Annotated in this window: 9 protein-coding genes and 2 pseudogenes; 5 read left to right on the forward strand and 6 right to left on the reverse strand. The window is 67.6% G+C overall.

Translation table 11 applies throughout. The features are described 5' to 3' along the window. Positions 1 to 173: 173 nt before the first annotated feature. From CR938_RS12400 to CR938_RS12420, 5 genes are all read right to left on the reverse strand, one after another. Complete coding sequence (locus tag CR938_RS12400) at positions 174 to 2,405, reverse strand: YjbH domain-containing protein (protein ID WP_162125316.1); 2,232 nt, start codon at positions 2,403 to 2,405, stop codon at positions 174 to 176. Next, positions 2,402 to 3,172: a capsule biosynthesis GfcC family protein gene (locus CR938_RS12405; protein ID WP_162125317.1), complete on the reverse strand. Its 771-nt coding sequence runs from the start codon at positions 3,170 to 3,172 to the stop codon at positions 2,402 to 2,404. Before CR938_RS12405 ends, CR938_RS12400 begins: the two co-directional genes overlap by 4 nt. Before the next feature lie 20 nt (positions 3,173 to 3,192). Then, the gene (locus CR938_RS12410) at positions 3,193 to 3,807 is read right to left on the reverse strand and encodes a YjbF family lipoprotein (protein ID WP_246191088.1); all 615 of its coding nucleotides are present in this window, start codon (positions 3,805 to 3,807) and stop codon (positions 3,193 to 3,195) included. Positions 3,808 to 3,920: 113 nt separating this feature from the next. Beyond that, positions 3,921 to 5,030 carry a polysaccharide biosynthesis/export family protein gene (locus CR938_RS12415; protein ID WP_162125319.1) on the reverse strand — a complete coding sequence of 370 codons (1,110 nt, stop codon included), beginning with the start codon at positions 5,028 to 5,030 and terminating at the stop codon, positions 3,921 to 3,923. A 102-nt stretch (positions 5,031 to 5,132) separates the two neighbouring features. After that, positions 5,133 to 5,492, reverse strand: coding sequence for a hypothetical protein (locus CR938_RS12420; RefSeq protein ID WP_162125315.1), 360 nt, complete (start codon positions 5,490 to 5,492; stop codon positions 5,133 to 5,135). 206 nt (positions 5,493 to 5,698) lie between these two features. Between CR938_RS12420 and CR938_RS12425 the strand changes: the two genes are divergently transcribed. The 4 genes and pseudogenes from CR938_RS12425 to CR938_RS12440 form a co-directional block, all read left to right on the forward strand. Continuing rightward, positions 5,699 to 6,139 carry a low molecular weight protein-tyrosine-phosphatase gene (locus tag CR938_RS12425; RefSeq protein ID WP_019398118.1) on the forward strand — a complete coding sequence of 147 codons (441 nt, stop codon included), beginning with the start codon at positions 5,699 to 5,701 and terminating at the stop codon, positions 6,137 to 6,139. A 48-nt stretch (positions 6,140 to 6,187) separates the two neighbouring features. After that, on the forward strand, positions 6,188 to 8,413 hold the full coding sequence (locus CR938_RS12430; RefSeq protein ID WP_162125320.1) for a polysaccharide biosynthesis tyrosine autokinase: 2,226 nt from the start codon (positions 6,188 to 6,190) through the stop codon (positions 8,411 to 8,413). 49 nt (positions 8,414 to 8,462) lie between these two features. Next, positions 8,463 to 8,588, forward strand: a pseudogene (gene ubiA, locus CR938_RS12435) (4-hydroxybenzoate octaprenyltransferase); the annotation flags it as partial. 36 nt (positions 8,589 to 8,624) lie between these two features. Further along, a pseudogene (locus CR938_RS12440) lies at positions 8,625 to 8,957 on the forward strand (sensor histidine kinase); the annotation flags it as partial. An 18-nt stretch (positions 8,958 to 8,975) separates the two neighbouring features. On the opposite strand, the gene glmU reads toward CR938_RS12440, so the two are convergent. Further along, positions 8,976 to 10,343 (reverse strand): bifunctional UDP-N-acetylglucosamine diphosphorylase/glucosamine-1-phosphate N-acetyltransferase GlmU, encoded by a 1,368-nt coding sequence (gene glmU, locus CR938_RS12445; protein ID WP_162125321.1) that lies wholly within the window; start codon positions 10,341 to 10,343, stop codon positions 8,976 to 8,978. Positions 10,344 to 10,470: 127 nt separating this feature from the next. On the opposite strand from glmU, the gene CR938_RS12450 reads away from it, so the two are divergent. After that, a complete protein-coding gene (locus tag CR938_RS12450) occupies positions 10,471 to 10,854 on the forward strand; it encodes a GtrA family protein (protein ID WP_162125322.1) in 384 nt (127 codons plus the stop codon). The last annotated feature ends 271 nt before the right edge of the window (positions 10,855 to 11,125 follow it).

Below are 11,125 nucleotides of genomic sequence, written 5' to 3' on the forward strand. Positions count from 1 at the left end.
CGTCCGTAAGGCGGGGAAACCCGCCAAAAACCGCCCTGCACGGGCGAAATCCGGCTCGAAAGCGACGCCAGGCCGGCGCCACGATGCCGCAATCCGGGCGGCAGAGCGGGTTGTTCAGACCTTCCTTAGTTTGTGCCTCCCGCTCATCCAGTCTGGGAGGCTATGTCAACGGGTTATGGATCTATGTATTCAATATTGTCCAAGTAAAAGTGGCTGTCGCGTTCGCCGGTGAGCGAATAGAGGCTGTACTTGCGCTGCAGGCGTGCGCCACCATCGCGTACCAGCGGATGCCACATCAAACGCGAACGCACCTGGCTGGACCGGGGGAGCAGCAGGTCCATCGGCACGGACAGGTAAATGCCTTTGTCGAAGCTGCCTTCGCCGAACTCCGCCGACGAGACATCGGTCTTGGTGGCAAACGCGCCCATTACCACGCCATTGCGGAACATGCGCGAGACATCCAGGGTCACGCCCCAGTCGCCGGCCAGGTAGCGTCCGGCGGAGGTGGCCACCTGCACGCGGCCGTCGTCGCCGAAGTGGGTGTAAAGCGTCGCGTGTCCGGTCGCGACCTCGTAGTCGCGGAACGAGAACTTCTGGTCGAAGTCGCGCTGCTTGACCCAGTTGGCCTCCACGCCCAGTGCCCAGCGCTGGCCGACGGGACGGTACAGCAACTCGCCGCCCACGCCGCCATACATCATCTCCAGCAGGCCCGCATAGGCCATGCCGTACAGGTCACGGCCCAGCGCATGCACCGTGGTGACCTGAAGGTTCGGGATGGTGACGTCGGAGGTGGTGACGTAATGGCGGATGTCGGTGCGGACGCGCGGCAGGTTGCTCGGGGCGTCGTACTTGAACTTGCGGAAGTTGTTGTGCACGTCCGCCGCCGTGGTGGCGGTAAGCCAGGTGCTGTCATTGACCCGCAGGCTGGTGTGCAGGTTCGCGGTCAGCTGGTACAGGAAGAAGCCGTCGGGGCCGCCAATGATCTCGTTCAACCCGGGGGAAACGTGGTAGTCAAAGAGCCGTCCCTTGGGCCCCTCGTAGACCACCTCGCCCTCGCGCGAGCTGCCGGGCGGATTGACCTCCACATGGCGCGCCATTTCCCTCAGGTCGATATCGCCCTGCGCATAGGCGTTGAGCGCATTACGAGAGACGCTGCTCTGCGCGATCGGCATGTTTTGCCGCGTGTATTCCAGCGTGACCCAGTCGACACTGGGATCGATCGCCGTATCCAGCACGCGCGCCGCCCGCCCGAGGCCCTCGGTCGGGTAGAAATACTTCAGCTGGGTGCCGTGCAGGATCACCTCGTGATCGTTGACTTCGACCTTCTGCACGTAGAAGCCGGCGCTGCGACGCAGCTCCACATCCACGCTCTCCCAGGTATGGCCTGGCAGGAGAGGGTGGTTGTTTGATGCTGCGATTGCCTCGGCATCAGCGCCTTGTGGCGCGCTGCCGGTTGCATCGGCCGGAATCTTGGGGCTTGCGGACGCATCCGCGCTCCTGGCGACTTCGCTGCGAAGCGGGGGCTTCGGCGGGTCCAGCCAGCGGGTCGGGCGCGGCGAGTTCTTCAGGTTGCCGCGCAAGGTAAGTGTCGCCAGCAGCTCGTTGCCGCGCTCCCAACCCAGCGTGATCCGCACGCCGGGCCTGGGGGTGTAAAGCAGGCCCACGTTGATGCGCGAATCCTGCTCCAGCCGGCCGATACGCACTTCGTCATCGTAGTCGTGGCCGTCGTATTCCAGCTTGACCAGCAGCGGCTCCCAGGGGGTCTGCCATGAAACGCCACCAAACACGCCAACCGGGCCGTGCAGCAGGTAGCGCAAGCCGAATTTGCCCGCCTGGGTGATATCGCTGCTGGCACGCGGACGGGTCTTGAAGTCCTCGTCGATCCAGCCGATCGGGTTGGCGATGCCGCCATTGCTGCCCAGGTAACCTGTCGCCAGGCCGAGGCTGGCATCGATGGAGCCGAAGCGCTTGTTGGCAACCACGTACTCGCTGGAGAACAGCCCGGTACCACCGATATCGCGCGCGCCTACCGCGACCTCTGGCAGCCAGCGCCCTTCCTCCCACAGGCGGATCTTGAAGTCGATGGACTTGTCTTTGTAGTTCTGGTCGCCGCTGAACCACTCCGGGCCGTACCTGACGCCCTGGACATTGGCATAGCGGTAAATGCCCTCGAACCAGGGGAACGGCTGCATCGCTACGCTGTAGCGGGTATAGGGCGAGGTATGGCTTGCGGTAAAAGCAAACTCACCCTCGTCGGCCATGCGCGCCGTAGGGGTCTGCAACAGGCCGATGCCGCCCCAGTCGTTCTGCGTGGCCGGCACCTCGGCACGCAGCCCGCCGCATACCGCCAGGCTGAGCAGGCTCAGGGCGGGCAGGGCGCGGCGGCGGAGGTTGTTGCGGCTCATGGCGTCACCAGCCTGTCGTGGGGCAGGGGCAGGGTGGCGAGGAAGGCGGTCATCGCGCCATCCAGCTCGGGCGCGAATTTCACCGTGGCGCGTGCGCGCAGCGGCACGTAGACGATGGCACCCGGAGCCAAGGCCAGCGGCTCGCTGCGGTTCCACAGGGCGATGCCGAGTGCGTGGATGCTGCCGTCGGGCTGCACCACGTGGATCACGTCGCGGTTGGCCGCCTCACCATCCACCGTGCAATCGCGCAGGTAATCGGCCGCGTCGCGCAGCGGCACATGCGCCACCGCGCAGGGTTGGAGCACGGCGCCGACGATGGTCACCGTTGCCGGGCGCTTCGGAAAGTGGAAGCGGTCGCCATCGGCAAGCAGGCGGTTGCGGTCGCCCTTGCTCGCCTCCAGCCGCCGCGGGTTGCCTTCCAGCGGCAGGCGGCCGGTGGCCGGCAAGGCGGAGACCCAGGCATGCAGGGCACGGGCGCGTGCGGCCACGGCGGGCGGCGCTTCGGTGGCCGTGGCCAGGGATTCCAGGTCATGGAGCAGGCCGGCGCGCAGCCGGACCTGCCGGGCAAGTTCTTCCTTGCGGAAGACCGAGGCGCCCAAGGCATAGGCATCACGGCGCGGCACTGCGGCCACGACGGCGTCGTCGAACCGGCTGCCCTCGGGCAGCTGCAAGGTGCCGGCACGTTGCACCGCGCCCTCGGCCGAAACCTGCAGCGTGCGGGGCTGGGCGGCGGAAGCGAAGGAAATGCAGGCCAGCAGGCCGGCCATGGCCATTACCCGCGATCGCATCATTGCGACCTCCGCCGGTAAGGCTTGATCAGACTGATCTCGAGGTAGACATCCGGGGCAGCCAGCTGCCGGCTCTTCCACAGCACGCCGGTGGCCGGATCGACCCAGTAGGTATTGGTGCCTTCCACGCCGGGGCCTTCCAGGCGTTCCTCATACCTGGCCAGGGAGCGGCTGCGTCCCAGCGGATCCGCCACGGTTTCCTGGCCCACCCGGCGCAGCTGGCCGGTGACCGGCACGCCATAGCGGTAGCCGCTGCGCCAGTCGTAGCGGCGGCTGACGGTGATGCCCGCCTCGCCCACCGTGCGCAGGTCGGTGAACGGGTTGTCGCCTTCGATCCGGGCATCATCCAGGCCCGCGCGCAGGCCATGGGTGCCGCACAGCACGCCGCCCTCGCACAGGAACACGACGGCCTGCCGGCTATGCCAGGAAAGCCGCCCCTCGTCATCGTTGCCCAGCACCATCACCGCGCGGTACTGGCCATCGTCCATGAGCAGGCTGGCGTAGGGCAGGGCGGCTACCTTGGTTGCGGCCTCGGAGAGGTCCTCCTTGCCGGCCACGGCGGTACGGACGAAGTCCACGCTGGTTTGCATCACCGTGCCGCAGCCGGCGAGCATCAGCACCAGCGCCAGGGAAACCAGGGCGCTGGTGCTTGCCGGAAACGGGCTGGAACCGGGGCGGCGACGGGAGCCGCGGGCCCGGCGGACGGTAGACGCTTGCACGGCGGCCGTCAGTTGTTGGAAAGATCGTTGCTGGTGGCAGCGGCGTTCCGGATGATGCCGGTGAACGGCAGCAGCTGGTTCACGAAGCGGCTCCAGCGGGTGATGCCAGCGGCACCCACGAACACCACGTCGCCGGGCAGCAGCTCGAACTGGCTCGCCACCGCAAATGCCGCGGGGGACTTGGCCTCCAGCTGGTAGACCACGGAAGGCTGCTGCTCCAAGGCATCAGGCTTGGCGCCGCGGATCACGTACACCGCATTGCCATCCGCCGTGGCCTGCGCCAGGCCGCGTGCACGGCCCAGCGCCTGGCTGAGGCTGATGCTGCCGGTCTTGAAGTTCTGCGCGCCGGGCTGGTTGACCTCGCCCACCACGAAGACTTCCTTGGCATCCAGGAATGGGATGTAGATCTGGTCGTCCGCGCGCAGGTAGATCGGACGACCACCCAGGCGGGTGACGTCCAGCGTATAGGTCACACCGTCGCGGGTAAGCTGCACCCCAGAAAGGTCAGCCTGCGTGGCGTTGTAGCCGGCGTTGCTGATCGCGTCCTGCAGGGTCTGCGGCGTCACGGTCAGGGGTACCACGCGCGACTGCTGGGCCGCACCCGTCACCCACACCCGCTGGCTGCCATAGGTCAGGATCGAGACGTCGACCTGCGGCTCCTGCACGACCCGGGCCAGTTCACGCGCCAGATAGTCGCGCAGCTCGGTCGGCGTCATGCCTGCGGCCTGGATCTTGCCTACGTACGGATAGAACAGGGTCCCGTCGCTCTGCACCAGTCGGCCGGCGAGGTTGGTCTGCTGCTGTGAACCTGCCGGCACGGTCAGTTCGGGGTGTTCCCACACCGTGATGTAGAGGACATCCCCCACGCCAATCCGGTACGGTTCGGGCTGATAGTCCAGCAATTCCTGAGGAATGCTGTCCGTGGCGCGCCCGGCTTGCTCCTGCGCGATCAGGCGCGGGGTAATGGCGACCAGGTCCAGCTGGTCATTACCGGAAGTTCGGATCTGGCCGGGGCCCGGCTTGGTGCGTGCCAGGTGCTGGCCGGGGGCCCAGACACAGCCGGAAAAGAAAAACGCCGCCATCAGCGCAAGCGCGCCGGACCGGTAGGCTCGATTCATGTCGCTTCCATTCGAGTTCACGGGGGAGGGGACCCCGTACACAAAAAAGCCCGCCGGACATCGAAGGCCGGCGGGCCTTGTGCTCAAGACATCCAGGGCGGGCTATCTGCCGCCGGTGCCACCCGTGCCGCCGGTACCACCCGTGCCGCCAGTGCCACCGGTACCGCCAGTGCCACCCGTGCCCGGATCAGGACCCGGACCCGGGCCCGGGCCCGGGCCGGGACCCGGCTGGGCACGGTTGTCGTTATCGTCATTGATCACCGACAGCACGCCGATGGCCAGCGCGGTGCCAGCCGCGGCCCAGGCAACCGCTTCGCCATCGACGCCGCCACCCGCAGCGGTGTCGCTGCCCGCCGCATCGCCGCTCTCTTCCTGCTGGGCGCTACTGGAATCCTGCGCAAACGCGTACGGCTGCGCGACCAGACCCAGTGCGATGGCCAGACCGACCAACTTGGTCTTCATGGGGGAAACTCCGTTTCAAGATGGACGGGCTACTTCACAGGCCAGACCATAAGCGGGCCCGGGGGGGCTTGTCAATCCGTGGTTTATGCACGAAACCTTCACGCTGTCGCGCTGCAGCATCGGGCTTCATCGGGTAAGCTTGCGCGCGGCCGGGACGTACTGCGCTCCGGGACCATTGGAACCAGTCAGCGCGGGGACCGGCGTTAGTGTTCAGAAAGATCCTGTTCGTCTGTGTGGGCAACATCTGCCGCAGTCCCACGGCGGAGCTGCTGATGCGCCACCGGCTGCAGGGGCGCCCGGGCGTGGAAGTGTCGTCCGCGGGCCTGCAGGCCCTGGTCGGGCGGCCGGTCGATCCGGAAGCGGCCGCCCTGCTCCGCGAGGCGGGCATCGACCCCGACGGGCACCAGGCGCGGCAGGCGACGCCCTCCATACTGGCCGCAGCGGACCTGGTTCTGGTCATGGAGCACGCCCACCAGACCAGGATCGCGCGCGAAGTGCCCCAGGTCAGTGGCAAGACCTTCTTACTCGGCAAGTGGCGGGGGCAGCGCGAGATCCCCGACCCGTACCGCCAGCATCGCGAAGCCTTCGAGCACGTGTACCAACTGATTGATGATTGCGTCGACAGCTGGCTCCCCTACATCAAGTGATGTTGCCGGCGTCACGTTCCCCCGGTCTTACAAATCTGGAAGAGAACTATGGGCAAGGAAAAGGCAGCGGTAACGCCCGCCACTGAAGACGAGATCGACCTGCGGGAACTGGTCGGCGTACTGATTGACCGCAAGTGGTGGGTAATCGCCATCACTGCCGTATTCCTTGCTGCGAGCGTGATTTATGTACTGCTCGCAGCGCCTGTTTACCGGGCCCAGGCCATGGTTCAGGTGGAGTCCAAGATGCCGACCATTCCAGGGCTTGCGGACCTCACTTCCCTGGCAGGTAGCGGTAGCGTTGCGGCAACCACCGAAATAGCACTCCTGCGCTCGCGTACCGTGGTCGGTGCCGCGGTGGATCAGCTCCATCTGGACATCGAGGTCGTCCCCAAGACCTTCCCGGTGATCGGGGGCTTTATCGCGCGCCGCTTTGACCCAGAAAGCGACGGTGAGATTGCGCCTCCTTTTCTGGGGCTGACTAGCTATGGTTGGGGCGGGGAAGCGCTGGAAATCCATCGCCTTGAGGTGCCGTCGAAGCTGATCGACACCGAACTGGAGCTGGAAGTCCTGGAAGGCGGCACCTATGTGCTCCGTGACGAAGATGGCCTGGAGCTCGTCCGGGGCAGGGCCGGCGAGACTGCCCAGGGGGGCAACGTGGTGGTCGACGTGGCCGCGCTGCGGGCCAACCCGGGTATGAAGTTCAAGGTCATCAAGCATCGGCGGCTGGACGTCGTGGCTGCGCTGCAGGAAGAGCTGGGTGCATCGGAGCAGGGCAAGGAATCCGGCATCCTCCAGGTGACTTACGACGACGTCGATCCGGTACGCGCGGAAGCGATCGTGCAAAAAGTGGTCGAGGCCTACGTACGCCAGAACGTCGAGCGCAGCTCGGCCGAAGCCGCGGCTCAGCTGCAGTTCGTCAAGGACCAGCTGCCGACCGTGCGCAAGCAGGTGGAGGAAGCGCAGGAGGCCATGGCCCGTTACCAGTCCTCGGCCAACTCCGTGGACATCACGATGCAGACCAAGGGCCTGCTGGAGCAGGAGGTCGCGGTCGAAACCAGCATCCAGCAGCTGCGCCTCAAGCAGGCGGAGATGGATCGCAGTTTTACCCGCGACCACCCCGCCTACCGTGCGCTTATGAGCCAGATTGGCGAGCTGGAGGCGCGCAAGGCCGGTTTCCGCCGCCAGATCAGCGAGCTGCCGGATACCCAGCAGGAGCTGCTGCGCCTGACCCGCGACCTGCAGGTCAGCAACGAGCTCTACACCGCCCTGCTGAACCAGGCCCAGCAGCTGGATGTAGCGCGCGCTGGCACGGTGGGAAATGTACGCATCGTTGATCCCGCCGTGGTCAACATTGCCGAGCCGGTCAAACCGCGCAAGGCGCTTGTGGTGCTGGTGGCGACGATGCTGGGCGCATTCCTTGCCATCGCCTTCGTGTTCGTCCAGCGCATGCTCAACCCGGGCATCGAAGACCCGGCCGTCATCGAGGAGCTGGGCCTGCCGGTCTATGCGGCCATCCCGCTGAGCAACTCCAAGGCGCTGCCGACGGCCAAGCGCGACCGCATGGGCCTGCACCATATCCGCGCCGACGGCCGCCGGCACCTGCTGGCCGTCAACGAGCCTGCGGACCTGGCGGTGGAGGCATTGCGCAGTCTGCGCACCAGCCTGCACTTCGCCATGCTGGAGGCCAAGAACAACATCCTCACCATCTGCGGTCCGCGCCCGGGCGTGGGCAAGACCTTCGTCTCCTCCAACCTCGCCGCCGTGATCGCCCAGGCCGGGCAGCGGGTGCTGGTGGTCGATGCCGACATGCGTAAGGGCGCCTTGCACAAGTGGCTGGGCATCAGCCACAAGAACGGCCTGTCCGACGTGCTGGTCGGCAAGCTGGACCTGGACGCGGCCATCCACGCGGTGCCGGACCTGCCGAACATGCACTACATCGTGCGTGGCGACATCCCGCCGAACCCGTCCGAGCTGCTGATGCACCCGCGCTTCAAGCAGATCCTCGACACCCTGGGGCCGCGCTACGACCTGGTGATCATCGATACCCCGCCGATCCTGGCGGTGACCGATGGCGTCATCGTCGGCGCCCACGCCGGTTCGACCCTGCTGGTGACCCGCTTTGGCCTCAACCAGGCCAAGGAGATCGTGCTGGCGCTCAAGCGCTTCGAGCAGAACGGCGTGCAGGTCAAGGGCACGATCTTCAACGCGGTGGAGAAGCGCGCCACCGGCTACTACAGCTACGGCTACTACGAGTACAAGTCGGGCAACACCTGACGATGGACGACAGGCCGGCACTTCGTGCCGGCCTGCTAACCTTCCGGCCATGGCTTACGAACGTTACGAGCCGGCCACCGCGCCGGGCCCCGGCTGGCGCGAACGCATGGGGCAGTACTGGAAGCTGGTCCGCGGCGACCGCCCGATCGGCGTGCTCCTGCTGCTGTGGCCGACCTGATGGGCGCTGTGGCTGGCCGCCGGCGGCGTGCCGGATCCGGCGCAGATGGAGCAGGCACTGCTGAACCTGCTGAAGAACGCCCACGAGGCCTGCCAGGAGGCCGATCCGGCGCGGGACGAGGTCAAGGTGCGGGTGCGCCGGCTGCCCGGCTGGACCCGGCTGGAGGTGCTGGACCGCGGCCCGGGCATGAACGAGGCGGTGCTGCAGAACGCGCTGCTGCCGTTCTACTCGACCAAGCGCAATGGCACCGGCCTGGGCCTGGCGCTGACCCGCGAGATCGTCGAGGCCCACGGCGGCCGCCTCTCGCTGCAGAACCGCGGCGGCGGCGGCCTGTGCGTGGCGGTGATGCTGCCCGAGCCGGTCTGAGCGCGTGGGCGCGTCCGCTCAGTCCTTCTTCCGCGGCCGCTTCCAGCCCTCGATGGTGGTCTGGCGCGCGCGGGACACGGTCAACGCGTCCGCCGGCGCGTTGCGGGTGATCACCGAGCCGGCGCCGATGGTGGCGCCGGCCCCAATCTCCACCGGTGCCACCAGCGAGGAGTTGGAGCCGATGAAGGCGCCATCGCCGATCACCGTGGTGGACTTGTTCACGCCGTCGTAGTTGCAGGTGATGGTGCCGGCACCGACGTTCACGCCCGCGCCCACCTGTGCATCGCCCAGGTAGGTGAGGTGGTTGGCCTTGCTGCCGCGGCCGACCACCGCCTTCTTGGTCTCGACGAAGTTGCCGATGTGCACGCCCTCGGCCAGCACCGTGCCCGGGCGCAGGCGCGCGAACGGACCGATCTGCGCCGCGCCCGCCGCGGCCACGCCTTCCAGGTCGCAGTGCGCGCGCACCTCGGTGCCCGGCCCCAGGCGCACGTCCTTCAGCCGGGTGAACGGGCCCACGCGCACGCCGTCGCCCAGCTCCACCTCGCCCTCGAGGATCACGTCCACGTCCAGCTCCACGTCGCGGCCCACGCGCACCCGGCCGCGCACGTCCAGGCGCGCCGGATCGGCCACGCGCACGCCCTGCAGGCACAGCTCGCGCACCTGCCGCTGCTGGTAGGCGCGCTCCAGCTGGGTCAGCTGCCAGGGATCGTTGGCACCCTCGGCCTCGAGCGGGTCGTCCACCGGCACCATCTCCGCCGGGTTGTACTCGGCGGCCGCCAGGGCGAAGACGTCGGTCAGGTAGTACTCGCCCTGCGCGTTGCGGTTGGACAGGCCACCCAGCCAGCGGCGCAGCGCCTCGGACCGAGCGGCGATGATGCCGGTGTTGACCACGGTGATGCGGCGCTGGGCCTCGTCGGCGTCGCGATGCTCGACGATGGCCTTCACTTTGCCCTGCGGGTCGCGGATGACGCGACCATAGCCGGTGGGATCGTCCGGCTCGGCCACCAGCACGCGCAGCAGGCCCTCGGCCTCGAGCAGCCGGCGCAGCGTGTCCGGGCGGGTCAGGGGCACGTCGCCGTACAGCACCAGCACCTCGGCGCCGTCGGGGATGGCCGGCATGGCCTGCTGCACGGCGTGGCCGGTGCCCAGCTGCTGTGCCTGTTCGACCCAGTGCAGGTCGTCATGGCCGGCAAAGGCGGCCCGCACCGCCTCGCCGCCGTGGCCATGGACCACGTGGATCCCGGCCGGGCGCAGGGCCCGCGCGGTGTCGACCACGTGCGCCAGCATCGGCCGGCCGCCGACGCGCTGCAGTACCTTGGGCAGCGCCGATTTCATCCGCTTGCCCTCGCCTGCGGCGAGGATCACCACGTGCAATGCCAGGCTCATGCTCGGTCCCAGGAAGAACTGGAAGGCATTCTATACGCGCGTCCGGTGCGGCCGGGCAGGCCACCGTTAACCGAAACCATGCGCATGCGGGCCTAGAATCGCAGCCTGCTCCCCGCCAGGTCCGCACATGCCGCTACTCCGCCAGGGCAGCCAGTTCGTCGCCATCGGCCTGTTGCAGCTGGCCATCGACTGGGCCGTGTTCGTGGCCACCACCGCCGCAGGCCTGCCGGCGACGCCGGCCAACCTGCTGGGCCGGGTGAGCGGTGCCATGTTCGGCTTCTGGCTCAACGGCCGCTACACCTTCGCCGGTGAGGACGGCAGCCGCCTGGGCTGGGAGCGCTTCGTGCGCTTCTGGCTGCTGTGGGGCGCGATGACCGCGCTCAGCACGGTGCTGCTGGTGGCGGTCGAGGATGGCCTGGGCCTGCGCGGGGCCTGGCTGGCCAAACCCATGGTGGAGGCCGGGCTGGCGGCAGCCAACTTCTTCCTGATGCGGCGGCTGGTGTACCGCTGACCCCGCAAACTCCGGCCGGCGCCGCCGGTCCGGCACCGTGCGACGTGGCGAATCCAGCGTATTGTCCGGATGCGGAGACCGCCCTTTCCGTCTTCGGGTTTGTGGGGGTGACGGGTGGTCAGGTGGGGCTGCGTCTGTCGGGGCGTGGGTTTGGGCTGGCGCAAAGAAGAACCCCCAGGCTTTTGGCCTGGGGGTTCGGGGTAAAGACCCTGGCGATGACCTACTCTCGCATGGGAAGCCCACACTACCATCGGCGCTGTTGCGTTTCACT

Source organism: Pseudoxanthomonas taiwanensis (assembly GCF_010093135.1).
GTDB classification, from domain to species: domain Bacteria; phylum Pseudomonadota; class Gammaproteobacteria; order Xanthomonadales; family Xanthomonadaceae; genus Pseudoxanthomonas; species Pseudoxanthomonas taiwanensis.

Excerpts from the sequence above, each read along its gene's own strand:
- CR938_RS12430 (WP_162125320.1), top strand. The coding sequence starts at position 6,188 with ATGGGCAAGGAAAAGGCAGCGGTAACGCCCGCCACTGAAGACGAGATC.
- CR938_RS12450 (WP_162125322.1), top strand. The coding sequence starts at position 10,471 with ATGCCGCTACTCCGCCAGGGCAGCCAGTTCGTCGCCATCGGCCTGTTG.
- CR938_RS12400 (WP_162125316.1), bottom strand. The coding sequence starts at position 2,405 with ATGAGCCGCAACAACCTCCGCCGCCGCGCCCTGCCCGCCCTGAGCCTG.
- CR938_RS12410 (WP_246191088.1), bottom strand. The coding sequence starts at position 3,807 with ATGCTCGCCGGCTGCGGCACGGTGATGCAAACCAGCGTGGACTTCGTC.
- glmU (WP_162125321.1), bottom strand. The coding sequence starts at position 10,343 with ATGAGCCTGGCATTGCACGTGGTGATCCTCGCCGCAGGCGAGGGCAAG.
- CR938_RS12415 (WP_162125319.1), bottom strand. The coding sequence starts at position 5,030 with ATGAATCGAGCCTACCGGTCCGGCGCGCTTGCGCTGATGGCGGCGTTT.
- CR938_RS12405 (WP_162125317.1), bottom strand. The coding sequence starts at position 3,172 with ATGGCCGGCCTGCTGGCCTGCATTTCCTTCGCTTCCGCCGCCCAGCCC.
- CR938_RS12420 (WP_162125315.1), bottom strand. The coding sequence starts at position 5,492 with ATGAAGACCAAGTTGGTCGGTCTGGCCATCGCACTGGGTCTGGTCGCG.